The sequence below is a fragment of the Pseudomonas sp. SL4(2022) genome (genome assembly GCF_026625725.1).
Classification (GTDB): domain Bacteria; phylum Pseudomonadota; class Gammaproteobacteria; order Pseudomonadales; family Pseudomonadaceae; genus Aquipseudomonas.
In genome coordinates, this window is the sequence record NZ_CP113060.1 from 306,272 (window position 1) to 331,272 (window position 25,001).

Consider the following 25,001-nt stretch of genomic DNA (forward strand, 5'->3'; position numbering starts at 1 on the left):
ATCCATCTCTAATTGTTTTTATCGAAACACGTCAGCGGCTATAAGCCGGTACCGCATCCAGCACCTGCGGGGGCAATCTAGAGCCTCCCGCTAGGGCTGTCTGTGACTATTTGTGGCGTGTATGCAGGGTAATCGACACACCCGCCGACAGCGGCGTCACAGCGTGTTTGTAAAAACTCGATGGAACACCAAGTAAAACCATGCAAGAGCGCGAGAATTTCCATTTTTCATGCTACAAACAAGCCTAGCGAGCGCAATGTGGCCATTTGCCCCTCTAACCCTGTTAGCCGCCGGACTGTCTCCAAATGAAAACAAAAAAAGACGCTGTGACCTCCCCCGCGACCGAAGCCACTCTGGCTGACCTGGCAGATACCTTACTTCCTCCTCTTGAGCCGCGCCCTTCTAGCGCGCCACGGGTGCCGGTCAGCATCGACAACAGCGGCGAGCAGTACATGTATTTCACCGAGCGCGACATTGATCGCATTCTCGACAACCTCGACGGTTTGCGCAGCCTGGTGTTTCCACCGGTGCCGCACGATGAGGAACACGACCGCCGGGTGCAGCACTTCCCGTCGGTATGCCTGATTGGTCTGGGCCGCTGTGGCTCGAACATCGCGCTGGATGTCGCCTCTCTGGTCTACAACGCGCGACAGTTCTACCTGAGCGAATTCAATAATGAAGAGAAGACTGTCACCGAGCAGGATTTCCGCCCTACCCGCTGGATCCGCAGCAATTTGCTGCGTGCACCGAGCAAGGACAGCAAGCCGGTCTTTCTGATCGAGCCGCTGGTGATGCTCGGCGACCTGGACAAGGACATTGAGGGCCGCATCCGTTTTTCACGCAAGGGTGAAACCAGCGGCTTCCTCAGCGACTACAGCAAGATGAAGATCATGGACCTCTCCGAAGTCCATGCGGGCGGTGCCGGTAACGCGCCGATCCTCGGCCAGTACCTGGCCAAGATCATCCTCAATAAGGATACCCAGCGCTTCACCAATGAAGACTGGAAATTTATCCACAGTTATCTGATCGACTCCTGCGGCATCAAGGCCAACCAGTCCCGGCTTTACTTCTACATCTTCAGTGCCGGCGGCGGTACCGGTTCAGGCATGGCATCGGAGTTTGGCCTGGCTCAGCAATTTGCCTACATGAGCAAGACCTTCGACACCAAAATTTTTGATGACAGCCCGGAGAATCGCGACCACAGCTTCGTCTTCGAGCCAATTTTCACCAGCGGCATCTGTATCCTGCCGAACATCTCCGACCAGCGCAGCGAGATGTCCGAGGCCCTGCATATCAACGCCGGGCGACTCTTGTGCAAATACCTCGCTGAAGAATGGGATTTTTCCTACAACTTCGATAATGAAGAAAACAGCGAAGAAAGCGTGATGCGCCGCATCCGCCCGTGGAACGCGATGATGCTGATTTCCAACGACATCATGCGTTACGCCGAAGAAAGTGATGATGGCAATATCCAGAATATTGATGTCAATGCCATGGAACGTCACGCCAACCAATACATCTCGCAGCAGATTTTCAACATCCTTACCGCCCAGGCGGTCACCACTGACTACGACCAGAACTACTTCCGTCGCGCCGGCATCGACATCGGTGAAACCATCCGCCTGGATGCCAATGACCTGTTCATGAGTCTGGCCGGCCCTGTGGCAGTGGCCTATGCCGAATCAGTGGTACCCGAGCAAAGCACTGCGGCACTGGACAAGTTCCGCGTGCTGGATAAAGAACCGTCGCGCCTGAATATCGATGACCTGTTTTTCCGCTCCATCGACCTGCCACACTTCAACAAGGTCACCCAGGCCATCGAGGGTATCAGCCTGCTACCCATCGAATCCAAACGCTACCGTGCGGCGCTGGATGAGTACAAGAAGTCCAATTTCGATGCAGCAAAACTCAGTGACCTGCACTTTTTCAAAAATTGCTCTTCGGTTGTGTCAATCGTCTCGCTGCCAAAGGACTACAAACTCTCCTATATGGATCTGAACCGGCTCAAGACCCACCTCAACAGCCTGTTCCCCAACACCACCCTGAAACGTTACGCCTTGGTAATTGGCGCGTCGGCCAACTTGTCGTTGACCACGTTGATCGTCAAGAGTCCGTGCCTGTCGGACGACTTCCTAACCCTGATCGTGGCCTTTATCAAACGCTGCTTCGCGCGCGACCCACACCGTTTCGACGACAGCCTGGACAACGCCATTCTTGACTTCATCATGAGCGAGGAGTTCGACGAAGTTCGGGTTGACGCCATGCTTAACGAGTTTGAGAACCCGGCAAAAATTCTCGACACCAACTGGTATGCGATCAAACCGATGTATGAGAAAAAGTACCGCGAACTGATCCATGACCAGGACAAGTTTGTGTCGATCAACGATATCCGCCTCTCGCGTGAAAGCGTGAAGAAGGCAATCAAGTACCTGCGCGAGATCTATCGCCATCGCATCGGCAAGACCCGGGTCATCTCGCTTAACAAGTACGCTGACGATAAGCCCGACTGACGCACCACAACCGGCAACCCGGGCCACTCGGGTTGCCGATACTCAAACCAGCTCGTTTGCCATTCACGCAGCCAGCTCAGGCTGGCTTGGGTACCTGCCTCTCCCGGTCGGTATTCCGCCGCCAGCCAACCCCGATAACCACTGTCACGTAGCGCCTTGAGCAACATCGCAAACTGCAGCTCGCCGGTGCCAGGCGCGCCACGGCCAGGGTAGTCGGCAAACTGCACATGGCCGATACGCCCTGCCAGCAAGGCGATACCGGCCGGCACATCCAGGCCCTGCCGTGCCATGTGGTAGAGGTCGTACTGCGCCGCCAGGTTGGGGTGGCCCACAGCATTGAGCAATTCATCCAGCTGCGCCGGCGTGTTGATCAGAAAGCCCGGCATATCCAGCGGATTGATCGCTTCCACCACCACGCCAATGCCCAACACCTGAAAAGCTTCGGCGGTCTTGCGCAGATTGGCGATCAGGCAGACCAACGCCTGCTCAGGCTCAACGCCCTCAGCCAGGCGACCCGGCAGCACGTTGACCAGCGCCGGCCGTGCCATGGCCGCATAATTCAGCGCCGCCTGCAAAGCGACCTCATACTCAGCCTGACGCATGGGCACAGCCGCCAGACCGGCACCACCGCTCATCAAATCACCTGCCGGCAGGTTGATCAGGCGCAGCGGCATGGCCGCCGCATCCAGCGCCTCTTTCAGGCGAATGGCCGGCAGCTCATAGGGGAACTGAATTTCCACGCCATCAAAGCCCGCCGCAGCCGCCGCCACCACGCGGTCAATCAACGGCAGTTCGTTAAACAGTAACGACAGATTGGCCGCAACCTTCATGATTGAGAATCCCGGTACAACTGCACAAGGGTGGCGGGATCACGCTCCAGATTGCCCTGACTGCCATGTTGCCGCATCAACTGCGCGGCCAGGCCACTGAGGGGCGTGGCCGAACCGATCTGCTGCGACAGTTTCACGGCCGTATCGAGATCCTTGAGCAGGGTTCGTACATGCCACTTGATCGGCTCGAACTGACTCTCAGCCATCTGCGGCGCGAGAATCTGCAGCGGTTTGGAATCGGCGAAACCGCCGGCCAGCGCTGGCGCAATCAGGCGGGCATCAACCCCAGCCTGCTCGGCCAGAGCCACCACTTCGGCGATCACCAGCGCATTGCAGGCGACGATCATCTGATTGCACACCTTGGTCACCTGGCCTGCGCCAACGTCGCCCATGCGCGTCAGCCGCTGCCCCAGATGCGCGAGAATCGGTCTAACCCGCTCAATATCTTCGCTACGGCCACCCGCCATGATCGCCAACGAACCGTTGACCGCCCCCGGCGTACCGCCTGAGACGGGGGCATCGATCCAGTGCATGCCGCAACGGGCGTGCAACTCAGCAGCCATCTGGCGGGTGGCCGCAGGCTCCAGGCTGGAAAAATCCACCAGCAACTGTCCGGGCTTTGCCGTTTCCACAATACCGCCTGGCCCGAACACCACCTCACGCACCACCTCAGTGTTCGCCAAACAGAGCATGACGATATCCGCTGCCATACACAGCCGTGATGGGTTGGCAGCCAACTGCGCGCCCTGATATTGCAAAGACGCACATTTTTCAGGCGAGCGATTCCAGACCGTCAGAGGATAATCGGCAGCCAGCAGGCGCTGGCTCATGGGCAGGCCCATCAGGCCGATTCCGGCAAATGCCAAGGCTGGAAGAGAGGTGGACATAGATAGACTCCGGCGCAGTGATAGCCGCCATCTTAACCTAGCGCTGCGCAAACCTGCCCCGCCAGTCAACACTCATGCAGCAGGTTTACAGACCGTCTTTTTCAAGGTGATCGAGATTGACCGGCTCACCACTATGAGCACCGAGTTTGCGCCGTATATCCTCGAACATCAGGTCATATTCAGCATGACCACGCATGATCAGGCTGGTATTGGTCGGCAGGCCATACTTGTGTGCTACACGACTGACCACACTGGCGAAGTTGAACGCGGTGTCGCGGTGCAGTTCAAACGCCTCGCTGAACGCCTGGCCACCGACCTGGCCTTGCAGGCGCATATGCAGCATCGGGCCTTCGATGGGATCCTGACGCACTTCGTAGTAGAGATCGGCACTGAACAACGGCGTGTCCGCCGAAGCCACGTGATTGGTGCGGTGTAGATGACCGGGCTCAAACATGCTGGCAACCTCCTGAATTGATCCATGTTGCTGCCAGCATAGTCGCTGATGGTGGACGCTAAAAACGGGCTAAATCAGTGCAGCGCAGGACGCTCGCAGCGCTCCTGCGCCAGCACCCAGGGGGCAACCACCACCGCCCACAATTCTGGATCGCGCTTTAACAGGTCTTCGGCACGACTGTCGTCGGCCTTACTCAAGATCCCTGCGGCCAGCCAGTCAGCCACTTTCGCCTGATCATTCTGCGCCACAGCCTGCGCCACCTCGATCAGATCCTGAGCGCCATCGACCAGCAACAAGGCACCGCGAGCAAAGAAAGGCTGCAGCTCTTGCCAACTAATCGCCGCAGTTTCTCCAAGCAGCTTGGCATAGAGGGTGCTAGGTTGTTCAGTCATGGATTGTCCTGTCACAAAAGGCCACTGAGCAGATAGACGCGCATGATAACGTCGAGCTGCCAGCAGGCAAATTCGCGACGCTGGCCGAGCCAACCAAGACACGCCGTTTTTCTATACATTTATTGCGTTAAAGCGACACCCTCAGGTTTTGCCCCCAGCAAGCCGCTTTTCAAGCCGTAAAGCCGCGCTCTACACTGCACCGGTACAGTTGCCGGGGGAACGACCGGGGGAACATCCCGGTTCTGCAGCTTTGGCCGCCAGAACTACAACAATCAAAACCAATAAGAGTGGAGCACTATGAACAAGGCTACTAAGCAGATGTCCAAACTGTTTGCCGCCATGGCCATGGCTGGCGTTGCCAGCTACTCGGTAGCGGCAGACACCATCAAGATTGGCCTGGCAGGCCCAGTCACCGGCGCAGTCGCGCAGTACGGTGAAATGCAATTCATCGGGGCCAAAATGGCCATCGAGCAGATCAACAAGGCCGGCGGGGTAAACGGCGCACAACTCGAAGGTGTGGTCTATGACGACGCCTGTGATCCAAAGCAAGCCGTTGCCGTTGCCAACAAAATCGTCAACGACGAAGTCAAGTTTGTTGTTGGTCACCTCTGCTCCAGCTCCACCCAGCCGGCGTCCGACATCTACGAAGACGAAGGCATTCTGATGATCACCGCGGCTTCCACCAGCCCAGACATCACCGCACGCGGCTACGAGTTGGTGTTCCGCACCATTGGTCTGGACAGCCTGCAAGGTCCAACCGCTGGCAACTTCATCGCTGACAAGGTCAAACCGAAAGCGGTTGCCGTGATCCACGATAAGCAGCAGTACGGTGAAGGCATTGCTACCGCGGTCAAGCAGACCCTGGAAAGCAAAGGCACTAAAGTTGTCCTGTTCGAAGGCATCAACGCTGGCGACAAGGACTTCTCGGCCATGATCGCCAAGCTCAAGCAAGCCGGTGTGGACTTCGTCTACTACGGCGGCTACCACCCAGAGCTGGGTCTGCTGCTGCGCCAAACGTCGGAAAAAGGCCTGAGCGTCAAGTTCATGGGACCTGAAGGTGTGGGCAACAAGGAAATCTCGGCCATTGCCGGCCCGGCGTCCGAAGGTCTGCTGGTCACCCTGCCGAAGTCCTTCGACCAGGACCCACGCAACCAGGCGCTGGTTGATGCGTTCAAAGCCAAGAACGAAGACCCGAGCGGTCCGTTTGTATTCCCGGCATACGCGGCAGTACAAGTGATTGCTGAAGGCATCACCAAAGCTGGCGACACTGACACTGCCAAAGTGGCGGCTGCCCTGCGTGCCAACAGCTTCGATACGCCGACCGGCAACCTGGCATTCGATGCCAAGGGTGACCTGAAAGACTTCAGCTTCGTGGTGTACAACTGGCACCAGGACGGTACCAAAACCGAAGCCAAGTAAGCTCCCCGCCTGAACCCAAAGCCCACTGCCTGCGCAGTGGGCTTTGTTTATTAGAAGAATTCCGGTTGCATGCTGCGCCACAAGCGCTGCCTTGCGTGCCAACCCAGGAGTTAGGCAATGCCTGATCTTTATCACTACCTGCAACAGCTGATCAACGGTCTGACTGTTGGCAGTACATATGCCTTGATTGCCATCGGCTACACCATGGTCTACGGCATCATCGGCATGATCAACTTCGCCCACGGCGAGGTTTACATGATTGGCTCATACGTAGCCTTTATCGTTATCGCCGGCCTGACCCTGATGGGTCTGGACAGCTTGCCACTGGTGATGATCGCGGCGTTTGCCGGCAGCATTATTATTGCCAGTGCCTACGGTTACAGTATCGAACGGGTGGCCTACCGCCCTTTGCGCGGCGGTAATCGTCTGATCCCGCTGATCTCAGCAATCGGCATGTCGATCTTTCTGCAAAACGAAGTCCTGTTGTCCCAAGACTCGAAAGACAAGGCCATTCCTAATCTGCTGCCTGGCAACTTTGTGTTGGGCGAAAGCGCGATGAATGGCGTGGTGATCTCCTACATGCAGGTGCTGATCTTCGTTGTCACCTTTGTGGTGATGCTGGCGCTGACTGCGTTTATCTCGCGCTCGCGTCTGGGCCGCGCCTGCCGCGCCTGTGCCGAAGACATCAAAATGGCCAACCTGCTGGGAATCAACACTAACAACATCATTGCCCTGACCTTTGTCATCGGTGCCGCCCTTGCAGGCGTTGCAGCGGTATTGCTGGGCATGCAATACGGCGTGATCAACCCGCACCTGGGCTTCCTTGCCGGGATCAAGGCCTTTACCGCCGCAGTACTGGGCGGCATTGGCAGCATCCCAGGCGCCGTTCTGGGTGGTCTGCTGCTGGGCCTGGCCGAAGCCTTCGGTGCCGACATCTTCGGCGACCAATACAAGGACGTCGTGGCCTTCAGCCTGTTGATTCTGGTGCTGTTGTTCCGTCCGACCGGCATCCTTGGCCGTCCGGAGGTTGAAAAAGTATGAGTACTGCCATCACAAAAAATCTCAAGACCGCGTTCTTCAGCGCCCTATTGGTGCTGGCCGTGGCTTACCCGGTGCTGGGCCTGAAGCTCACCACCGTCGGCATTCAGCTCGAAGTGCACGGGGCCAGCCCGGCCATCCTGTGGACCATCGCCGGCTGTGCCATCGCCATGTTCTTCTGGCAGCTGTTCCGCAGCCAGCTGAGCGCCGCTTGGGAGCATGCCCCCAAGCTGCCGAGCGTACCGAGCAAGGCCAGTAACTTCCTGACCCTGCCTTCCACACAGCGCTGGGTCATTCTCGGCCTGATCATGATCGCGTTGGCCTGGCCATTCTTCGGCAGCCGCGGCGCCGTAGACATCGCCACGCTGATCCTGATCTACGTAATGCTCGGCCTCGGCCTGAACATCGTGGTGGGCCTGGCAGGACTGCTTGACCTGGGTTATGTCGGCTTCTATGCCGTAGGCGCCTACAGCTACGCGCTGCTGTCGCACTACTACGGCCTGGGCTTTTGGGTGTGCCTGCCAATTGCCGGCCTGATGGCGGCGTTTTTCGGCTTTATCCTCGGTTTCCCGGTGCTGCGCCTGCGCGGTGACTACCTGGCCATTGTGACCTTGGGATTCGGCGAGATTATCCGCATCCTGCTGCGCAACATGACTGAACTCACTGGCGGCCCCAACGGCATCAGCAACATCGAAAAGCCCAGCCTGTTTGGCTTGTCCTTCGAACGCCGCGCAGCTGAAGGTATGCAGACCTTTCACGAGTACTTCGGCATTGCCTACAACTCGATCAACAAGGTGATTTTCCTCTACCTGATCGCCCTGCTACTGGTTCTACTGACCCTGTTCGTGATCAACCGCCTGCTGCGCATGCCGATCGGCCGCGCGTGGGAAGCCCTGCGCGAAGACGAGATCGCCTGCCGTGCGCTGGGCATGAACCCCACCGTGATCAAGCTCTCGGCTTTCACCCTGGGCGCTGCCTTTGCCGGTTTTGCCGGCAGCTTCTTCGCCGCACGCCAGGGCCTGGTCACACCAGAGTCATTCACCTTTATCGAGTCGGCGATCATCCTCGCCATCGTCGTGCTCGGCGGCATGGGCTCTCAGCTGGGCATCATCCTCGCGGCCATCGTGATGATTCTGCTGCCGGAGCTGATGCGTGAATTCAGCGAGTACCGCATGTTGATGTTCGGTGCCCTGATGGTTCTGATGATGATTTGGCGTCCGCAGGGCTTGTTGCCCATGCAGCGCCCGCACCTGGAGCTTAAACAATGAGCCGCCCGATTTTAGAAGTAAGCGGCCTGTCCATGCGCTTCGGCGGCCTGCTGGCCGTCAACGGGGTGGGTCTGTCGGTCAATGAGAAACAAGTGGTGTCAATGATCGGCCCAAACGGAGCCGGCAAAACCACCGTGTTCAACTGCCTGACCGGCTTCTACCAGCCGACCTCGGGCAGTATCAGCCTGGATGGCGAGCGTATCGAAGGCCTGCCCGGCCACAAGATTGCCCGCAAAGGCGTGGTGCGCACCTTCCAGAACGTGCGCCTGTTCAAGGACATGACTGCGGTGGAAAACCTGCTGGTGGCGCAACACCGTCACCTCAACACCAACTTCATTTCCGGCCTGCTGAAGACACCGGCGTTCCGCCGCAGCGAACGTGAAGCCATGGACTATGCCGCGCACTGGCTGGATCAGGTCAACCTGACTGAATTCGCCAACCGCCCGGCAGGTACCCTGGCCTATGGTCAGCAGCGCCGCCTGGAAATCGCCCGTTGCATGATGACCCGGCCACGCATCCTGATGCTCGACGAACCCGCCGCTGGCCTCAACCCGCGCGAAACCGACGACCTCAAGGCGCTGATTGGCGTATTGCGCGATCAGCACAACGTCACCGTGCTGCTAATTGAACACGACATGAAGCTGGTCATGAGCATTTCTGACCACATCTACGTCATTAACCAAGGCACGCCTCTGGCGGACGGGACAGCGGAGCAGATCCGCGAAAATCCGGACGTGATCAAAGCCTACCTGGGGGAAGCGTGATGCTGTATTTCGAGAACGTTTCCACCTTCTACGGCAAGATCCAGGCGCTGCATAACGTCAACGTCGAAGTCCGTCAGGGCGAGATCGTCACCCTGATCGGCGCCAACGGTGCCGGTAAATCGACGCTGTTGATGACCCTGTGCGGCAACCCACAGGCGGCCAGCGGCAGCATCCGTTACCAGGGTGAAGAACTGGTCGGTCTGGATACGCCGCAAATCATGCGTAAAAGCATCGCCGTGGTGCCGGAAGGCCGCCGGGTGTTCTCCCGCCTGACCGTGGAAGAAAACCTGGTGATGGGCGGCTTCTTCGGCAGCAAGGCCGACAATCAGGAGCAGATGGACAAGGTTCTACACCTGTTCCCGCGCCTGAAGGAACGCTTTGCCCAACGCGCCGGGACCATGTCCGGCGGTGAACAGCAGATGCTCGCCATCGGCCGTGCACTGATGAGCAAGCCAACCCTGCTGCTGCTCGACGAGCCGTCGCTGGGCCTGGCACCGATCATCATTCAGCAGATCTTCGACATCATCGAACAGCTGCGTAAGGATGGCGTGACGGTGTTCCTGGTCGAGCAGAACGCCAACCAGGCGCTCAAGCTGGCGGATCGCGGCTACGTACTGGAAAACGGCCGGATCGTCATGCAGGGCAGCGGCGAACAGCTGCTCAATGACCCCAAGGTGCGCGACGCCTACCTGGGCGGCTGATCCGTATCGTCGGCTGAGAAAAACCGCTCTTCGGAGCGGTTTTTTCATTCAAGCCCCTCATTGCCACTCGCCTCCTCGCCTGCCCGGCTACTTTTATCTGCACCGCTCGCCCGATGTTCCGTGCATGCCAGCCCGGGGCAGTTACAATGGCCGCCCTTTTTTACCGATGACTGCTTTCATGACCGACCCCATTCGCCTGTCCAAACGCCTGATCGAAGTGATCGGCTGCTCTCGCCGCGAGGCGGAGCTGTATATCGAAGGCGGCTGGGTCACGGTGGATGGCGTGGTGGTGGAAGAACCGCAATTCAAGGTAACCGAGCAGCGTGTCGAGTTGCTGCCTGATGCAGTTCTAACGCCAGTTGAACCCGTCACCCTGCTGCTGCATGTGCCCAGCGGACACAACCCAGAGCGAGCCGCCGAAAGCATCAGCCCAGCTACTCACTGGGCTGACGATGGTTCAGCCGTCCGCGTGCTGAAAAGCCACTTCAATCGACTTACGCCCTGCATTCCACTGCAAGCCGGTGCCGATGGCCTGCATGTGCTGACCCAGGACTGGCGCATTGAGCGCAAGCTCAAGGAAGACCTGAGTAAGCTCGAACAGGAGTACGTGGTCGAAGTCATCGGCACCTTGAGCGCCAGCCAACTCAAGCGCCTGGCTCACGGCCTGACCTTCAACGGCGTAGCCTTGCCGCCCTGCAAAGTCAGCTGGCAGAACGAAACCCGCTTGCGCTTCGCCTTGAAGAACCCGCTTCCCGGCCAGATCGTCTTTATGTGCAACAGCGTCGACCTCAAGGTGCTGGGCATGAAGCGTATCCGTATCGGTGGCGTGCCGATGGCCAAGGTCCAGCCGGGACAGTGGCGCTACCTGGCCGCGAAAGAGCGCTTCTAACGATTTTTCCAGCGGCAGCCCTTAGCTGCTGCGCACTTCAGGACATCTCCATGCTCAACAACGACATCCTGCGCAGCCTGCGCTACACCCTCGACATCAGCGACGCAGAACTGGTCGAGATCATCCAGCTCAGCGGCAAGCAGACCGCCCTCGACGACCTCGCAGCGATGCTCAAGAAAGAGGATGAAGACGGCTTTACCCCTTGCGACGACGAACTGATGGCGCACTTCCTCGATGGCCTGGTGTACTTCAAGCGCGGCAAGGATGACAGCCGCCCGGCGCAACCGTTTGAGCTGCCGATCACCAACAATATGGTGCTGAAAAAGCTACGGGTGGCCTTCGAGCTGAAGGAAGACGATATGCACGCGATCATGCAGAGCGTTGACTTCCCGGTGTCCAAGCCGGAAATGAGCGCCCTGTTTCGCAAGTTCGGCCACAGCAACTACCGCACCTGCGGTGATCAGTTCCTGCGTAACTTCCTTAAGGGGTTGACCCTGCGCGTTCGCGGCTGAGTCGCGTCCTCTCGCGGCCATGCCAGCCCGCATGGCCGCGTATTTCCACGGGCAATAGTGCCTGCCGCCGAGCAAGCATCGCGTTAGGGTAATGGCCTTCCCTCCCACAAGGATTAGTCATGCACCCCTACTTCAGCCTGCAAGGCCGCACCGCCCTGGTTACCGGTGGCACCCGCGGCATCGGCAAGATGATCGCCAAAGCTTTTGTCGAAGCTGGCGCCACGGTCTACGTCTGCGCCCGTGATGGCGAAGCCTGCGCACAAACCGCTGCCGAACTGTCGGCCTTCGGCAGCTGTCATGGCATTGCCGCCAACCTGGCCAGCGAGGAAGGTGTACAGGTGCTGGCCGAGCAACTGGCTGGGCAAATCGGCAGCCTGGATATTCTGGTGAATAACGCCGGCACCACCTGGGGCGCACCGCTGGAGAGCTACCCGGCCAAGGGCTGGGAGAAGGTCATGCAGCTCAATGTGACCTCGGTGTTCAGCTGCATCCAGCAATTGCTGCCGCTGCTGCGCAAGGCCGGCAGTACGGCGAATCCGGCACGGGTGATCAATATCGGTTCGGTGGCCGGGATCACCTCGCACGGTGAAGACGCCTATGCCTACGGCCCGAGCAAGGCCGCGCTGCATCAGCTTTCACGCATGCTCGCCCGCGAACTGGTCGGCCAATTTATCAACGTCAACGTCATCGCTCCGGGGCGCTTCCCGAGCAAGATGACCCAGTTCATTGCCCAGGATGAGGCGGCCATGGCGGAAGACTGCGCGCTGATCCCCATGCAGCGCTGGGGCCGCGAAGAAGAAATGGCCGCTCTGGCCATCAGCCTGGCGAGCACCGCCGGGGCTTATATAACCGGTGCGATCATCCCGATCGACGGCGGTTTCCACCTGTAATCGCGTACTATGGCCGCGTCTTCACTCGATCACGCTGCCATGTCCTACTCGGTTTCGCCCATCGGTTTTGTCCACTCCTGCTTCAAGGAGAAGTTCGCCATTCCCCGTCAGCCGCAACTGGCCCCGGCGGCCCGTGGCGTGCTGGAGTTGGTCGCCCCGTTTGATAACGGCGATGCCGTACAAGGGCTGGAGCAGGTCAGCCATGTCTGGTTGCTGTTTCTGTTCCACCAGGCGCTGGAAGACAAGCCGCGGCTCAAGGTGCGCCCACCGCGCCTGGGCGGCAATCAATCGGCCGGTGTGTTCAGCACTCGCGCCACCCACCGACCGAACGGCATCGGCCAGTCGGTGGTCAAGCTGGAGCGGGTCGACGCCGGCAAACTGTGGCTGTCCGGCATCGACCTGCTCGACGGTACCCCGGTGCTGGATATCAAACCCTACGTGCCCTATGCCGACAGTGTCGCCGGGGCCTACAACCGCATCGCCGACAGTGCGCCGGCGCTGATCGACGTCAGCTGGCAGAACAGCGCGCTGACCCAAGCCCATGCGCATGGACAACGCCTGGATGAACCGCTGGTCGAGCTGATCGAGCAGTGCCTGGCCCAGGACCCGCGCCCGGCCTATCAGCAGCCCAGTCCCGAGCGCCGTTACGGTGTGCGCTTCTGGGATGTCGAAGTGCGCTGGCACTACCCACAGCCTGGCAGCATCTGCGTGCTGGAGGTCGTGCCGGCCGATTGATCTGAAGCGCCGTTCGCCCGCATAGGCTGAACACGTATTTTGTTTTATATTTAAAGACTAAATGTATACAAAATAGGCTTCAAGTTATGCTCGAGCGTCCCGGTCACCTTAACGGCTTACGCCATATCGCCCTGCTGGTGCCTAACCTGGAAGCCTGCGAACGCTTCTACGTGGACATTCTCGGCATGCAGGTACTACACCGCGCCAATGAAGACCTGGTCTACCTGACCTGTGGCAACGACAACCTCTCTCTGGGCCGCGCCTGTATGCCCAGCAGCGGTGAGCAGGCGGTGGATCACTACGGTTTTATCGTCGACAGCATCGATGAGCTGCACGCCTGGTATGCCTACTTCAAGGAACAAGGCGTCCCCCTGCTTGACCGCCCCTTTGCCCACGGTGACGGCGCACACAGCTTCCACCTGCTCGACCCAGCCGGCAACAAGGTGCAGCCGATCTACCACCCCGCTGTTTCCGGGCAACGCTTCAGTCAGGCTGGTTAGCACAACCCGCACTCTCGAGAACCGCTACCCGCGTAAGGATGGCCAGACCGAGCATATTTTCTGGTCAGCGGATGACCAGGTGCGCATTGCCGTGGCCCACAACGTCAGCGAGCGCAAACGCAGTGACGCCCTGCAGGCAGCGTTGTACGACATATACGAAGCCACACATTCGGCCAGAGAGCTGTCCAGGCTGTTCCAGCAGGGACACCTGATCCTCGGTGAGCTGCTGCGCTATCACCTGCACACGACCAGGCAGAGCGGCGGCAAACGCTTCTGCAGGCCATTGAACAGAACTAGACCGGCATGAAAAAGCCCGCCAGAAGCGGGCTTGGTTATTCAGCCACGCTTATTTCTCAACGAAAGCGCGCTCGATCAGGTAGTCACCCGGCTCACGCATGCGCGGGGAGATTTTCAGGCCGAACTCGTTGAGCACCTCACTGGTTTCATCGAGCATGCTCGGGCTGCCGCAGATCATCGCGCGGTCATCTTGCGGGTTGATCGGCGGCAGGCCGATATCCTGGAACAGCTTGCCACTGCGCATCAGATCGGTCAGACGGCCCTGGTTCTCAAACGGCTCGCGAGTAACGGTCGGGTAGTAGATCAGCTTGTTCTTCAACGCATCGCCAAAGAATTCATTTTTTGGCAGATGCTCGGTGATGAATTCACGGTAAGCCACTTCGTTCACGTAACGCACGCCGTGTACCAGGATCACCTTTTCAAAACGCTCATAGGTTTCCGGGTCCTGGATCACGCTCATGAACGGCGCCAGACCAGTGCCCGTACTGAGCAGATACAGATGCTTGCCCGGATTAAGGTCATCCAGCACCAGGGTGCCGGTGGGCTTCTTGCTGATGATGATCTCGTCGCCCTCCTTGAGATGCTGCAGCTGCGACGTCAGCGGGCCATCTGGCACCTTAATGCTGAAGAACTCCAGGTGCTCTTCCCAGTTCGGGCTGGCAATCGAATACGCACGCATCAGTGGACGACCGTTGTCCTGCTGCAGGCCGATCATCACGAACTGGCCATTCTCAAAGCGCAAACCAGGGTCGCGGGTGCACTTGAAACTGAACAGGGTATCGTTCCAGTGATGGACGCTGAGGATGCGCTCGGAATTGAGGTTGCTCATGTGCTCGGGGGCTCCGACGAATGTAAAGTCCTGTGCGCGGGCGCGCGCAATCGAACGGTATTGTAAAGAACTGAATAATATCTGTTAACTTGAATATCAAGATATGGGTTATCGGTTATATAGATATGCGATTTACACTTAGACAACTGCAGGTGTTTGTTGCCGTGGCCCAGCAGGAAAGTGTCTCCCGCGCAGCTGATTCCCTGGCCTTGTCGCAATCGGCGACCAGCACCTCACTGAGCGAACTTGAGCGGCAATCCGATTGCCAACTGTTCGACCGTGCCGGCAAGCGCCTGAGCCTCAACGCCCTCGGCCTGCAACTGCTGCCGCAGGCCGTAGCACTGCTCGACCAAGCCAAAGAAATCGAACGCCTGCTCGGTGGTAAGAGCGGCTACGGCTCGCTGAATGTCGGCGCCACGCTGACGGTGGGCAACTACCTGGCGACCCTGCTGATTGGCAGTTTCATGCAGCGCCACCCGGAGTGCCGGGTGAAACTGCAGGTGCACAACACCGCCCATGTGGTGCAGCAAGTCGCCCACTATGAACTGGACATGGGCATGATTGAGGGCGACTGCCAGCACCCGGATATCGAGGTACAACCCTGGGTCGAGGATGAGCTGGTGGTGTTCTGCGCGCCACAGCATGCGCTGGCACAACGCGGCGAGGCAAGCCTGGAAGAGTTGACCCGAGAGGCCTGGATTCTACGTGAGCAAGGCTCCGGAACCCGCCTGACCTTCGATCAGGCCATGCGCCATCACCCCAGCAGCCTCAATGTGCGCCTGGAGCTGGAGCACACCGAGGCGATCAAACGCGCAGTGGAGTCCGGATTGGGCATTGGCTGCATTTCCCGCCTGGCGCTACGCGATGCATTTCGCCGGGGCAGCCTGGTGGCGGTGGAAACGCCGCAGCTGGACCTGCGCCGGCAGTTCTACTTCATCTGGCACAAACAGAAATACCAGACCGCCGCCATGCGCGAGTTCATCGAACTGTGTCGCGCCCTCACCGCGGGCGTAACACGCAGCGACCAGATCGTCCTGCCGGCAATTGCCTGATTCGCAGCGTTAACCCAGCAAAATCACCGCCCATACCAAGGCAATCAGTGTCAAGGCGGTGAACTGCGCGGCACTGCCCATATCCTTGGCGTTCTTCGACAGTGGATGCAACTCAAGAGAGATACGGTCAATCGCCGCCTCAACCGCCGAGTTGAGCAACTCGACGATCAGCGCCAGCAAACACACCGCCACCATCAACGCGCGCTCGCCGCGGCTAACGTCCAGAAAGAATGCCAATGGAATCAGCACCACGTTGATCAACAGTAGCTGGCGAAAGGCTGCCTCACCGACGAAAGCGGCGCGCAGGCCGGCCAGCGAATAGCCCGTAGCATTGAGAATACGCTTCAGGCCGGTCTGACCCTTGAATGGAGACATTGAAAATCATCACAGCGAAAGGGGAACACAGCGCAGCAAGTCTGCCGAGCAAAAATTACCAGCGGCTTAAACATCCGCCGGCGCAGGAATCGACTCCAACTGCTGCAGCAACAAGGCCGCCTGCGTGCGAGTGCGCACGCCAAGTTTACGGAAGATTGCCGTCACATGGGCTTTTACTGTGGCCTCGGAAACACTCAGCTCGTAGGCGATCTGTTTATTCAGCAAGCCATCACAGACCATCGTCAGCACCCGGAACTGCTGTGGCGTCAGACTGGCCAGTCCGGCACTGGCGGCCTTGGCTTCAGCAGACAGGGCAATCGCCTCCTGACTCTGCTGCGGCCACCAGACATCACCGTCCAGTACCTGACGCACGGCTTGCTGAATGGTTTCCAACGCACTGGATTTGGGGATAAACCCACTGGCACCAAACTCACGCGAGCGGGCAACGATGGACGCCTCTTCCTGAGCCGAGATCATTACTACAGGCACGTGCGGGTATTGCCCACGCAACAGCACCAATCCGGAAAATCCGTAGGCACCCGGCATATTGAGGTCGAGCAGGACCAGATCCCAATCGGTTTTCTCGGCCAGGCGGGCTTCCAGCTCGGCGATGCTGGCCGCCTCAACCAGCCGTACATCCGGCCCCAGACCAAGCGTCAGCGCCTGTTGCAAGGCACTGCGAAACAAGGGGTGATCATCAGCAATGAGGATTTCAAATGCGGCCATGGTGAATCCTGTTTTTGTTATATGGATGCCCGCAAAGGGCAGTGTCCAGGGCACGGTAATGCACCGCATGCGGTAGCCGTAATGGCATGCCAACACCCCTGACCACGCCGAAAAGCGCCTCAGCATGCCGAGCGCTGACGGGGTGGTCAAGCACGATGCTTTGCGGCACAGTTCGCACCTTTGCCGACGAGAGCTAGAAATGCGAAGCCACGCCCTGCGCGCCGATCTGTTGATGCTATTGACCGCCATGATCTGGGGCTCGGCGTTTGTCGCACAGCGCCTGGGCATGGATGCCATCGGTCCCTTTCTTTATAGCGGATTACGCTTCGGCCTGGCGGCGCTGATTCTACTGCCGGTGCTGCATTTACTGCAGGGCCGCAGCAGCAGCGCGCCGGTGGCACCATTGAACCGACAACTAGTGCGCGGTGGCGTGCTGATGGGCCTGGCTCTGGCCCTGGGGATCAACCTGCAACAGGTCGGTCTGCTGTTTACCAGCGTGACCAATTCCGGCTTTATCACGGGGCTGTACGTGATCATCGTGCCGCTGCTGGGCCTGTTTATCGGCCACAAGACCGGCCTGGGCATCTGGTTAGGCGCTTGCCTGGCCGTGGTGGGCATGTTCCTGCTGAGTGTCGGTGAAGGCTTCACCGTGGCGTCTGGCGACTGGCTGCAGCTGGCTGGGGCTTTTGTCTGGGGCGTGCATGTGCTGCTAGTGGGATTCTTTGCCAGTCGCCATGACCCACTGCGCCTGGCTCTGGTGCAGTTCATCACCTGCGCAGTCATCAGTCTGGTGCTGGCAGTGATCTTCGAAGAGATTCAGCTGCACTCGATTATTGCCGCTGGCCCGGCAATTCTCTACGGCGGAATCTTTGGTGTGGCTGTCGGCTTTACCCTGCAGGTGGTGGCGCAGAAGGATGCCATCGCCTCTCACGCGGCCATCATTCTCTCGCTGGAAGCGGTATTCGCCGCCATCGCAGGGGCTTGGCTGCTGGGGGAATCACTGGAGCTACGCGGCTACTTCGGCTGCGCGCTGATGTTCGTCGGCATGCTGCTGGCGCAGCTATGGCCCAAAAAGGTCACCTAGCAAGCTGTTAAACACGCAGCCGAGGCAGGCAAAAAACCTACAAATGAGCATGTTGCGCCTGCTTCTAACGACGCGCCTGCAAGCTAGGCCGTTGTTCAACAGCCTGCTTGCGCCTAGAGAAACTCGCGCAGCCGCTGATGCAATGGATCATCCAGGGCCACGGCGCGCGGTGCCTTGGCGGCCAGGTAGTGCTGACTGAAAACGTCCAGATAGGCATTCAGCCCATCAGCGGCCCGTTGATCACCAGCCAGCTCCAGGCACAGCGCGGCGACTTCTGCGGTGCAGAAATGATCATCGCGCTTGGAACGGCGCAGCTTATAGCGCGACAGCTGTTCGGCCTGCAGGCTGAGCACCGGCAGACTGTCGAGGTACGGGCTTTTGCGAAACATCTTGCGCGCCTCGCTCCAGGTCGCATCCAGCAGCACGAACAATGGCCGTTTGCCGGCAGCCGGCATCACCTCACTGACCACGCGCTCAGCCGCCACATATTCGCCGGGAAATACCAGATACGGCTGCCACCGCGGATCTTTGAGCAAGGCTGGCAAACCAGGGTCAACCGTTACCCGCGACCAGCCAAACGCCGAGGTGTCAGCCACCACATCGGCAATCAACCAGCCGGTGTTACTCGGTTTGAGTGCTTCGACATCATGCATCAGCAGGCACATGGCCGACCGAGTCTCAAGCCGTGGGCGCCAGGCACATAGGCAGTGGCTCAAGGCCAGGCGGCAGTCAGTGCAACGTATGGCACGGCTGCCACGGGCAAGAAAGGGTTTGGCGCTACGAGCAATCCGCTCGGCGCGCAAACGTGCGACAGCATGGCTCATCAGGCGTTCACCTGAGGGTAACGAACGTAAGGCATGGGTCATCCAGGGGTCAGCAGGCGCGGCAGTCTAGCAAAGCCCGCATCCGGTTATTCAACCGTGCGTCCCCAGACCAGCTGCCGCAAGTAGCGGCAGGCGAGTAAGATAGCGCCATTGAACCTCTGCCAGGGCTTGCCGGTCAGAGGAGCGAATCGACTTTGGAGAACCCCATGCTGCGCTTCATAAGCCTGACCCTGGCGCTGAGCCTGCCCCTGTTGGCCGATGCTGCCACGCTGAAAGACTTCGAACTGAACAAGATGCTGGAAAAGGTTGCCCGCGAAAGCAGCGTCGGCACACCACGGGCCATCAACGAAGACATCCTCGATCAGGGCTACACCGTGGATGGAAGTGAGCTGGTCAACCACCTCAGCGTGCGCAGCGAGCATGCCGCCCAGATGCGCGGCAATCCGGACGCGGTAAGGGTGCAATTGGCCAATAGCGTTTGCCGCAACCCTGGCTATCGTCAGTTGCTCGCCCGTGGCGCAGCACTGCGTTACGAATTCAGCGAGTACAAGAGCAATCGCCCGGTCACCACGGAACGCTTCAGCAAGGCTGATTGCGGCCTGTAAGCCGCCCCTCAGCCAACCTCCTGATCTGCGCGGCGCTTCATCGGCGCGCAAATCAGCAAGCAAAGTGTGCATGTACTCTCAACGCCTTGCCGCCCCTTCCAACCGACGCAAGCACTCCTCGTCCAGGCTCAGCGGGTTGTTCTGAGCCGCCTGTTGCAGTAGGAGGTAAAGCTCCACCTCAAGATCCAGAGTCAACCCAGGCATACCTGTCCCTCCCTTCCAGCATGCATGGCCGGCGGCTAACGCAGACAGCGCGGATCTCCCCGTCCCTGCACAGCCGCCAGCTCCTCAGTGCTGAGCAGCGCCGTAACGGGCGTGTCCAACAGCGCGGAGGCAGCCTGCAGCACATGCGCCCAACTCGCCTGATTGGCGAACAGCATGCCGGCCTCATCCAGCGTGCCCCCCCGATTACGGTAGCCCAGCACGCGGCTATTGCGCGCATCACCGAGGATTGGCCAGAGGTGCCCACGCGCCACTTCCGGGCGCATATGGGTCAGCAACACGCGCCGCACGCAGGTGCCGGGGAACAGCTGTTCAACCTGCGCGGCGGTAGCAACCGAGGCCTCTTCCCAGGCATCGCGCGGCGCGCGAAAACGACCGGGCTCCTGCACGTAAATCAGACGCCAGGGATAACCGGCCGTGCTCAAACGAACAGCCGCGCGCTGCATGGCCGTCAGCTGGTAACTGCCACTGGCAATCAGCAGCAGCGGCTGTTCGCCCGCGTGCTCAGCCAGCACCAGGGCTCCGTCGCGGGCCAGCTGTTCGGCTTGTGCGGGGCTAAATACGCAAGGCTGCTCACGCTTGGCAATCACCAAGCAGGCCAACTGGCCGCGCGCCTGATAGATGCCCGGCAACAACGCCAGTACCGAGTTGTGATCAGCCGGTAACAATACCCGCAGCATGTCACCCATCTCGCCAAGCAGGGCCTCGCAGAACGTGGTGTCCTGATGCGACTGCTGATTCTTGCCGTTCTCCCAGGTGTGCGATGTCGCCACCAGCGGCCAGCCTAGCCAGCCGGCAGGCCGCCCCACTTCCTTCTGCTGACGGGCAAAGATGATGCGTTGGCGCACGGCACCGAGCATCTTCACGCAGAAGGCTTCGTAACTGGCCACCAGATTCAAGCCGCCCTGATTAGCCAGGCAGGCGGATACCACCGCCTCCTCATTGAGCGCCGTGATAATCGCGCCATCCACAGCCTCCAAAGCACTTTCCGGCGCGGTGACACGATGCTTGAGCGCGTTGAGCACGCCGCCCAGGCGGTTGCTGGCCAACTCATCGGGATTACCAACCCGGGGGCGCAAGTGCGGATTGGCCTGCACCAGATCGACAAAGAAACGATCCAGCGCCAGCATCGGCGAGCAGGCGTGCTCCTGATAGTGCAGGATTGGCAAATGTGGCAACGGTGGGTGGCGCTGTGCCAAGGGGCTATCCCGCTCCAGTGCACGCGTGCCTCGGGCAGCAAACAGCGCGCAGGCCGCGCGGAGCTCATGCGGGGCAACCCACAGCTGCGCTGCATGCTGATTGAACAGTGCGCGGGCCACGGCATCACAGTGAGGGCTGGCCGGCAAGGGCAGGTTATGCGCCGCATTGCTACCGGCCCCGTAGAAGCCGAAGCCCTTGACGGTCTCGGCAATGCCGTAAGGCATCGGCAGTGGGTAGTTCAGCACGCCATCGTGCAGCTCTTGTACCCGCCGCCCCAGGCGCTGTTCCATGTCCCATAGGGCACAGACAAACGCCGCCGGGTCGCGGCCATCGAAGCTCAACGGGTCAAACCCACAATGGCGCAGGCGCTCGCGGAAATTGTCGAGTCCCGCCGGCGTCGCCAGCTCCGTGCGCTGCTCGATGCGCCGGCCGTTGGCAATCATCACCGGCAAGGCCACGCCACAATCCTCGGCCCGCCACCAGCGCGGCATCCAGTCACTGCCACGCTGCTCCTCAGCGGCTCCATCGGAGAGAAAAGCCACCAGCTTCTCACCTGGCAGTGGCAGATGGGCGTATTGCAACTCGGCAAACCCCAGGTAACCACCTTCGGCGATTCCGCCCGCCGTATGCGGGTTGACGTGGCTGCCCAGCGGCGCGCTGACCTGACCGGCCGAGTTCTGCACATAACTGTAGAAGTCCGCCACCAGCTGACTCATCCCCGCCTCGTCACAGGGGTAACGCGCGGCCTGCTCCGGATGCTGATTGGCTGTCAGCAGATTGAGCGCCTCGATGGCCGCCACACAGTGGCCCTGCCCCATCAACCAGCCGCGGGTTTCCCCGGTCAGGTTATTCAGCGCCAGATAGCCGGCGTAGGCCGGCACCATGTTCAACGCACCCCCGGTATGGCCTTCGGGGGTGATCTTGAAATCCCCAGCCGCCAGCTCTTCACCGTCAAGGCGCACACGCAGGGCATAGGTCATGTGCACCACCAGCCACAGGCCGGCAGCGGTCAGCCGATCGAGTGCATGAAAGTGTCGATAGACCGTCGCCAGATCGGCCTGCTGGCCCGCCTGCACCAGTTGATGGGCCAGCCGGTAAACCGCCGCACAGGTCTGCGGACTATGCTGTAACGGGCCATAGCCGCGCTGCCAGGCCGCAAAGTCCGGCTGCATCCGGGCATGTTCAGCCAACTCGCTGGCACTGGGAAATAGCTGAGTCATATGCGGCTCCGATAGTTTTGTTCAGCTTAGAGCGCGAGATACAGGCAGATGCTGACCTGAATCACCCCCCGGTTACCTGATGGGACAGCCTTAAGCGCCACCCATTCAACTTGCTCAAGGATTAGCCAAGGCCCTGCTCAACTTCCTCGGCGCAATTCAACAAGTCACCAGTCCCTGCTACCTGATCGAAAGCCGCGACGACGCGCGGGGATTGTTCGACTGCGGCATCCGTCAGGGCCACCGCCGAGAGGAAGACGGCAACCGCGCGCCATTTGCCTTTGACCCGCACAGTCTGGGCGCCGCGGTGATTTCTCATGCGCATATTGACCACACCGGCCTGCTGCCAAAACTCACGGCTGCGGGCTATCGCGGGCCAATCTTTGCCACCGATGCGACCTGTTAGCTAATGGAGTTGATGCTGCTCGACGCCGCGTTTCTTCAAGAGAAAGACGCCGAGTGGAAAACAAATGGCGCGCGCGTATGGGCAAGCGGCCCATCAGCCCGCAGTACACCACCGCCGACGCAGAGCAGGCGCTGAGCCAACGCTGACCGCTGCTGTATGGCGAAAGCCGCGAAGCGGCCAAGGGCGTCCACGTTACCTTTCACGATGCCGGGCATATCCTCGGCTCGGCGATTGTCGAAATCGAAGTGCCGGACCATCACCTGACCCGCCGCCTGATGTTCTCCGGCGACCTAGGCAATACCTGCTCGCCGCTCATGCATGATCCGGCCATCCTCAAGCGAGCCGATGTGGTGCTGCTCGAGTCCAGCTATGGTGATCGCGATCACCGCTGCAGTGAGGACACCCTGGACGAACTGGCGGAGACTCTGCAACAGCCCCATCGCAACGGCCGCACTCAGAACCTGATCTACTACTTCAGTCGTTTCTACCACGCAGGGCGTCTGCCACAGCAGAGCGTGTTTCTCGACAGTCCCATGGCCATCCGCGCCAACGTTATCTACTGCCACTATCAGGACCAGTTTGCCGCTGAAGACCGTACTGCGTTTCAAGCCTGCGGCAGCACGCGCATCGAGGACTGGCTACCGATCCTGCGTTGCACAGCAACAGCCGAGGAGTCGATGACCACCACCCGGATAAAAAGTGGCGCAATCATGATCGCGGGCAGCGGCATGTGCACCGACGGACGCATCGTCCCTCACTTCAAGCACAACCTGTGGCGTGATGACTGCCACCTGATCTACCCTGGCTTCCAGGCTAAAGGCACCCTCGGTCGCGCCATGGCGGACGGCGCCGAGCACGTTAAGCTTCTCCATCAGCGCATGGCCGTGAACCCCAAGACTCACACCCTAGGCGGCTTTTCCGCACACGCGGGACAATCGCTGCTGATCAACTGGGTCAGCCACTTCGAGCACCACCCCGAACTGTACCTGGCGCATGCAGAACTGGAGAAAATGCAGACCCTGCACTGGCCTGCGCGGGCGCCTGAACTGGATCGCCAACATCCCTGAACCTGGCGAGCAAATTGCCCTCTGATGCAGACCTGAGCCAGACAGCAAGTGAGCCTGTAGCCGGCCTAACAGCACAAACCTGCTGCTGCCGGCCATACTCAGGACATGGCCACCGCAGCCACAAGCTGTCCGGCCCGCAACCAGAAGGAGAAGTTGTATGCCCTATGAAACGGACGATTACCTGTCCCGGCATTTTCAGATCAGTAGCATCGATCTGAACAGCAAAGTGGAAGAACTGAGTAACCTGGTCACCCCGCCAGGCAGCCCCAACCTCAAGCTTTACCAAGAAATGCTGAGCACCGTGATCCGCATGGCACAAGCGGACCGCAGCCGCTGGGATGCCAAGATCATGCTGCAAACCCTGCGTGAGATGGAGCATGCCTTCAGCACGTTGGGGCAGTTCAAACGGCGGCGCAAGGTCACGGTCTTCGGCTCGGCCCGCACCCCGGGCGATCATCCGGTCTACCAATTAGCCCGTGACCTTGGCGCTACCCTGGCCAAACACAACCTGATGGTCATCACGGGCGCAGGCGGCGGCATCATGGCGGCCGCCCATGCCGGTGCTGGTCTGGAAAACAGCCTGGGCTTCAACATCACCCTACCGTTCGAACAGAGTGCCAACGCCACCATGCAAGGCAGCAATAACCTGCTGTCATTCCACTTCTTCTTTCTGCGCAAGCTGTTCTTCGTCAAGGAAGCGGACGGCCTGGTGCTCTGCCCTGGCGGCTTCGGTACACTGGATGAAGCGCTGGAAGTGCTGACCCTGATCCAGACCGGCAAAAGCCCGATGGTACCGGTGGTACTGCTCGACCAGCCCGGCGGCACCTTCTGGACCAGCGCCCTGACCTTCCTCCAGGAACAGCTACGGGACAATGGCTATATCCTGCCCAGCGACATGCGCCTGATGCGTCTGGTGCACAGCGCCGAAGAAGCCGCCGAGGAAATTGCCCAGTTCTACCGCAACTATCACTCCAGCCGCTGGCTCAACGAGCGCTACGTGATCCGCCTCAACCATGCGCTGAGTGAAGAAGCCCTACAACAGCTCAACCGTGAGTTCCGTGACCTGTGCAAACACGGCGACTACCAGCAGCAAGGGCATTGTGACTCCGAGCGGGATGAACCCGAGTTGTGCCACATGACGCGCCTGGCCTTTGCCTTCAACGGCCGTAGCCATGGCCGCTTACGCGAACTGCTCGACTTCACCAACCAACCGCAGCATTGGGCACAAGGTGCCTGAACTGGCCTGCCAATCTCGCTCGCCCGCTCACGGCTGGGCGTGGCGCCGCGTTACGGGCAGTGCTTGGGCAG

The 25,001-nt window shown here is 59.8% G+C and carries 27 protein-coding genes and 1 pseudogene; 17 read left to right on the plus strand and 11 right to left on the minus strand.

From position 1 onward, the window contains the following. Positions 1–326 precede the first annotated feature (326 nt). Positions 327–2,510 (plus strand): hypothetical protein, encoded by a 2,184-nt coding sequence (locus OU997_RS01495; protein ID WP_371920667.1) that lies wholly within the window; start codon positions 327–329, stop codon positions 2,508–2,510. On the opposite strand, the gene OU997_RS01500 is transcribed toward OU997_RS01495, so the two are convergent. The 4 genes from OU997_RS01500 to OU997_RS01515 all read right to left on the minus strand — a co-directional run bounded on the left by OU997_RS01500 (position 2,441) and on the right by OU997_RS01515 (position 5,073). Then, positions 2,441–3,340: a hydroxypyruvate isomerase family protein gene (locus OU997_RS01500; protein ID WP_267808654.1), complete on the minus strand. Its 900-nt coding sequence runs from the start codon at positions 3,338–3,340 to the stop codon at positions 2,441–2,443. The genes OU997_RS01495 and OU997_RS01500 overlap by 70 nt on opposite strands. Beyond that, on the minus strand, positions 3,337–4,227 hold the full coding sequence (locus OU997_RS01505; RefSeq protein ID WP_267808655.1) for an NAD(P)-dependent oxidoreductase: 891 nt from the start codon (positions 4,225–4,227) through the stop codon (positions 3,337–3,339). Before OU997_RS01505 ends, OU997_RS01500 begins: the two co-directional genes overlap by 4 nt. An 85-nt stretch (positions 4,228–4,312) precedes the next feature. Continuing rightward, complete coding sequence (locus OU997_RS01510) at positions 4,313–4,681, minus strand: DUF5064 family protein (RefSeq protein WP_108487273.1); 369 nt, start codon at positions 4,679–4,681, stop codon at positions 4,313–4,315. 74 nt (positions 4,682–4,755) lie between these two features. Then, positions 4,756–5,073, minus strand: a complete 318-nt coding sequence (locus tag OU997_RS01515) for a DUF2288 domain-containing protein (protein WP_108487274.1) — start codon at positions 5,071–5,073, stop codon at positions 4,756–4,758. A gap of 297 nt (positions 5,074–5,370) precedes the next feature. On the opposite strand from OU997_RS01515, the gene OU997_RS01520 reads away from it, so the two are divergent. The 11 genes from OU997_RS01520 to OU997_RS01570 all read left to right on the plus strand — a co-directional run bounded on the left by OU997_RS01520 (position 5,371) and on the right by OU997_RS01570 (position 14,096). Continuing rightward, complete coding sequence (locus OU997_RS01520) at positions 5,371–6,492, plus strand: branched-chain amino acid ABC transporter substrate-binding protein (RefSeq protein WP_108487275.1); 1,122 nt, start codon at positions 5,371–5,373, stop codon at positions 6,490–6,492. A 117-nt stretch (positions 6,493–6,609) separates the two neighbouring features. Then, positions 6,610–7,533: a high-affinity branched-chain amino acid ABC transporter permease LivH gene (gene livH, locus OU997_RS01525; protein ID WP_108487276.1), complete on the plus strand. Its 924-nt coding sequence runs from the start codon at positions 6,610–6,612 to the stop codon at positions 7,531–7,533. Further along, the gene (locus OU997_RS01530; protein ID WP_371920660.1) at positions 7,530–8,798 is read left to right on the plus strand and encodes a high-affinity branched-chain amino acid ABC transporter permease LivM; all 1,269 of its coding nucleotides are present in this window, start codon (positions 7,530–7,532) and stop codon (positions 8,796–8,798) included. Before livH ends, OU997_RS01530 begins: the two co-directional genes overlap by 4 nt. Next, positions 8,795–9,562: a high-affinity branched-chain amino acid ABC transporter ATP-binding protein LivG gene (gene livG, locus OU997_RS01535; RefSeq protein WP_108487277.1), complete on the plus strand. Its 768-nt coding sequence runs from the start codon at positions 8,795–8,797 to the stop codon at positions 9,560–9,562. The genes OU997_RS01530 and livG overlap by 4 nt, the downstream gene beginning before the upstream one ends. Then, positions 9,562–10,263 (plus strand): ABC transporter ATP-binding protein, encoded by a 702-nt coding sequence (locus OU997_RS01540; RefSeq protein ID WP_108487278.1) that lies wholly within the window; start codon positions 9,562–9,564, stop codon positions 10,261–10,263. Before livG ends, OU997_RS01540 begins: the two co-directional genes overlap by 1 nt. Before the next feature lie 178 nt (positions 10,264–10,441). Further along, positions 10,442–11,152 (plus strand): rRNA pseudouridine synthase, encoded by a 711-nt coding sequence (locus tag OU997_RS01545; protein WP_267808656.1) that lies wholly within the window; start codon positions 10,442–10,444, stop codon positions 11,150–11,152. Between the two features lie 50 nt (positions 11,153–11,202). Next, positions 11,203–11,664 (plus strand): DUF1456 family protein, encoded by a 462-nt coding sequence (locus OU997_RS01550; protein ID WP_108487280.1) that lies wholly within the window; start codon positions 11,203–11,205, stop codon positions 11,662–11,664. Between the two features lie 119 nt (positions 11,665–11,783). After that, positions 11,784–12,554, plus strand: a complete 771-nt coding sequence (locus tag OU997_RS01555) for an SDR family oxidoreductase (RefSeq protein WP_108487281.1) — start codon at positions 11,784–11,786, stop codon at positions 12,552–12,554. A 39-nt stretch (positions 12,555–12,593) separates the two neighbouring features. Continuing rightward, entirely contained in the window at positions 12,594–13,289 is a 696-nt protein-coding gene (gene tsaA, locus OU997_RS01560; RefSeq protein ID WP_267808657.1) for a tRNA (N6-threonylcarbamoyladenosine(37)-N6)-methyltransferase TrmO, read from the plus strand. Between the two features lie 86 nt (positions 13,290–13,375). Then, a complete protein-coding gene (locus tag OU997_RS01565; protein WP_108487283.1) occupies positions 13,376–13,789 on the plus strand; it encodes a VOC family protein in 414 nt (137 codons plus the stop codon). A 79-nt stretch (positions 13,790–13,868) separates the two neighbouring features. Then, complete coding sequence (locus OU997_RS01570) at positions 13,869–14,096, plus strand: hypothetical protein (protein ID WP_267808658.1); 228 nt, start codon at positions 13,869–13,871, stop codon at positions 14,094–14,096. A 39-nt stretch (positions 14,097–14,135) separates the two neighbouring features. Here OU997_RS01570 and fpr read toward each other — a convergent pair whose 3' ends face one another. Next, positions 14,136–14,915: a ferredoxin-NADP reductase gene (fpr, locus tag OU997_RS01575; protein WP_108487285.1), complete on the minus strand. Its 780-nt coding sequence runs from the start codon at positions 14,913–14,915 to the stop codon at positions 14,136–14,138. A gap of 125 nt (positions 14,916–15,040) precedes the next feature. Here fpr and OU997_RS01580 point away from each other — a divergent pair, with 125 nt between their 5' ends. Continuing rightward, positions 15,041–15,967, plus strand: a complete 927-nt coding sequence (locus OU997_RS01580; RefSeq protein WP_108487286.1) for a LysR family transcriptional regulator — start codon at positions 15,041–15,043, stop codon at positions 15,965–15,967. A 9-nt stretch (positions 15,968–15,976) separates the two neighbouring features. Here OU997_RS01580 and OU997_RS01585 read toward each other — a convergent pair whose 3' ends face one another. Together OU997_RS01585 and erdR are read right to left on the minus strand one after the other, a co-directional pair. Beyond that, a complete protein-coding gene (locus tag OU997_RS01585; protein ID WP_108487287.1) occupies positions 15,977–16,342 on the minus strand; it encodes a diacylglycerol kinase in 366 nt (121 codons plus the stop codon). A gap of 66 nt (positions 16,343–16,408) precedes the next feature. Beyond that, entirely contained in the window at positions 16,409–17,068 is a 660-nt protein-coding gene (gene erdR, locus OU997_RS01590) for a response regulator transcription factor ErdR (protein WP_267808659.1), read from the minus strand. Positions 17,069–17,267: 199 nt separating this feature from the next. Here erdR and OU997_RS01595 point away from each other — a divergent pair, with 199 nt between their 5' ends. Further along, positions 17,268–18,152, plus strand: a complete 885-nt coding sequence (locus OU997_RS01595; RefSeq protein WP_108487289.1) for a DMT family transporter — start codon at positions 17,268–17,270, stop codon at positions 18,150–18,152. A gap of 113 nt (positions 18,153–18,265) precedes the next feature. Here OU997_RS01595 and OU997_RS01600 read toward each other — a convergent pair whose 3' ends face one another. Next, positions 18,266–18,976 carry a tRNA-uridine aminocarboxypropyltransferase gene (locus tag OU997_RS01600; RefSeq protein WP_267808660.1) on the minus strand — a complete coding sequence of 237 codons (711 nt, stop codon included), beginning with the start codon at positions 18,974–18,976 and terminating at the stop codon, positions 18,266–18,268. 206 nt (positions 18,977–19,182) lie between these two features. Here OU997_RS01600 and OU997_RS01605 point away from each other — a divergent pair, with 206 nt between their 5' ends. Further along, on the plus strand, positions 19,183–19,581 hold the full coding sequence (locus OU997_RS01605) for a quorum-sensing-regulated virulence factor family protein (RefSeq protein WP_108489992.1): 399 nt from the start codon (positions 19,183–19,185) through the stop codon (positions 19,579–19,581). Positions 19,582–19,659: 78 nt separating this feature from the next. Here the strand turns inward: OU997_RS01605 and OU997_RS01610 are convergent, their stop codons facing one another. From OU997_RS01610 to OU997_RS20835, 3 genes are all read right to left on the minus strand, one after another. After that, positions 19,660–19,785 carry a hypothetical protein gene (locus OU997_RS01610; RefSeq protein ID WP_267809940.1) on the minus strand — a complete coding sequence of 42 codons (126 nt, stop codon included), beginning with the start codon at positions 19,783–19,785 and terminating at the stop codon, positions 19,660–19,662. 35 nt (positions 19,786–19,820) lie between these two features. Beyond that, complete coding sequence (locus OU997_RS01615; protein ID WP_267808661.1) at positions 19,821–22,223, minus strand: xylulose 5-phosphate 3-epimerase; 2,403 nt, start codon at positions 22,221–22,223, stop codon at positions 19,821–19,823. 121 nt (positions 22,224–22,344) lie between these two features. Next, a complete protein-coding gene (locus tag OU997_RS20835) occupies positions 22,345–22,545 on the minus strand; it encodes a hypothetical protein (RefSeq protein ID WP_324288947.1) in 201 nt (66 codons plus the stop codon). On the opposite strand from OU997_RS20835, the pseudogene OU997_RS01620 reads away from it, so the two are divergent. Next, positions 22,450–23,718, plus strand: a pseudogene (locus tag OU997_RS01620) (MBL fold metallo-hydrolase RNA specificity domain-containing protein). The gene OU997_RS20835 and the pseudogene OU997_RS01620 overlap by 96 nt on opposite strands. A gap of 132 nt (positions 23,719–23,850) precedes the next feature. Further along, on the plus strand, positions 23,851–24,930 hold the full coding sequence (locus tag OU997_RS01625; RefSeq protein ID WP_108538073.1) for an LOG family protein: 1,080 nt from the start codon (positions 23,851–23,853) through the stop codon (positions 24,928–24,930). Positions 24,931–25,001: the final 71 nt, after the last annotated feature.

Coding starts and splice junctions, on each gene's coding strand:
- OU997_RS01500 (WP_267808654.1), bottom strand. CDS start 3,340: ATGAAGGTTGCGGCCAATCTGTCGTTACTGTTTAACGAACTGCCGTTG.
- OU997_RS01505 (WP_267808655.1), bottom strand. CDS start 4,227: ATGTCCACCTCTCTTCCAGCCTTGGCATTTGCCGGAATCGGCCTGATG.
- OU997_RS01510 (WP_108487273.1), bottom strand. CDS start 4,681: ATGTTTGAGCCCGGTCATCTACACCGCACCAATCACGTGGCTTCGGCG.
- OU997_RS01515 (WP_108487274.1), bottom strand. CDS start 5,073: ATGACTGAACAACCTAGCACCCTCTATGCCAAGCTGCTTGGAGAAACT.
- OU997_RS01520 (WP_108487275.1), top strand. CDS start 5,371: ATGAACAAGGCTACTAAGCAGATGTCCAAACTGTTTGCCGCCATGGCC.
- livH (WP_108487276.1), top strand. CDS start 6,610: ATGCCTGATCTTTATCACTACCTGCAACAGCTGATCAACGGTCTGACT.
- OU997_RS01530 (WP_371920660.1), top strand. CDS start 7,530: ATGAGTACTGCCATCACAAAAAATCTCAAGACCGCGTTCTTCAGCGCC.
- livG (WP_108487277.1), top strand. CDS start 8,795: ATGAGCCGCCCGATTTTAGAAGTAAGCGGCCTGTCCATGCGCTTCGGC.
- OU997_RS01540 (WP_108487278.1), top strand. CDS start 9,562: ATGCTGTATTTCGAGAACGTTTCCACCTTCTACGGCAAGATCCAGGCG.
- OU997_RS01545 (WP_267808656.1), top strand. CDS start 10,442: ATGACCGACCCCATTCGCCTGTCCAAACGCCTGATCGAAGTGATCGGC.
- OU997_RS01550 (WP_108487280.1), top strand. CDS start 11,203: ATGCTCAACAACGACATCCTGCGCAGCCTGCGCTACACCCTCGACATC.
- OU997_RS01555 (WP_108487281.1), top strand. CDS start 11,784: ATGCACCCCTACTTCAGCCTGCAAGGCCGCACCGCCCTGGTTACCGGT.
- tsaA (WP_267808657.1), top strand. CDS start 12,594: ATGTCCTACTCGGTTTCGCCCATCGGTTTTGTCCACTCCTGCTTCAAG.
- OU997_RS01565 (WP_108487283.1), top strand. CDS start 13,376: ATGCTCGAGCGTCCCGGTCACCTTAACGGCTTACGCCATATCGCCCTG.
- fpr (WP_108487285.1), bottom strand. CDS start 14,915: ATGAGCAACCTCAATTCCGAGCGCATCCTCAGCGTCCATCACTGGAAC.
- OU997_RS01580 (WP_108487286.1), top strand. CDS start 15,041: ATGCGATTTACACTTAGACAACTGCAGGTGTTTGTTGCCGTGGCCCAG.
- OU997_RS01585 (WP_108487287.1), bottom strand. CDS start 16,342: ATGTCTCCATTCAAGGGTCAGACCGGCCTGAAGCGTATTCTCAATGCT.
- erdR (WP_267808659.1), bottom strand. CDS start 17,068: ATGGCCGCATTTGAAATCCTCATTGCTGATGATCACCCCTTGTTTCGC.
- OU997_RS01595 (WP_108487289.1), top strand. CDS start 17,268: ATGCGAAGCCACGCCCTGCGCGCCGATCTGTTGATGCTATTGACCGCC.
- OU997_RS01600 (WP_267808660.1), bottom strand. CDS start 18,976: ATGAGCCATGCTGTCGCACGTTTGCGCGCCGAGCGGATTGCTCGTAGC.
- OU997_RS01605 (WP_108489992.1), top strand. CDS start 19,183: ATGCTGCGCTTCATAAGCCTGACCCTGGCGCTGAGCCTGCCCCTGTTG.
- OU997_RS01610 (WP_267809940.1), bottom strand. CDS start 19,785: ATGCCTGGGTTGACTCTGGATCTTGAGGTGGAGCTTTACCTCCTACTG.
- OU997_RS01615 (WP_267808661.1), bottom strand. CDS start 22,223: ATGACTCAGCTATTTCCCAGTGCCAGCGAGTTGGCTGAACATGCCCGG.
- OU997_RS20835 (WP_324288947.1), bottom strand. CDS start 22,545: ATGCGCATGAGAAATCACCGCGGCGCCCAGACTGTGCGGGTCAAAGGC.
- OU997_RS01625 (WP_108538073.1), top strand. CDS start 23,851: ATGCCCTATGAAACGGACGATTACCTGTCCCGGCATTTTCAGATCAGT.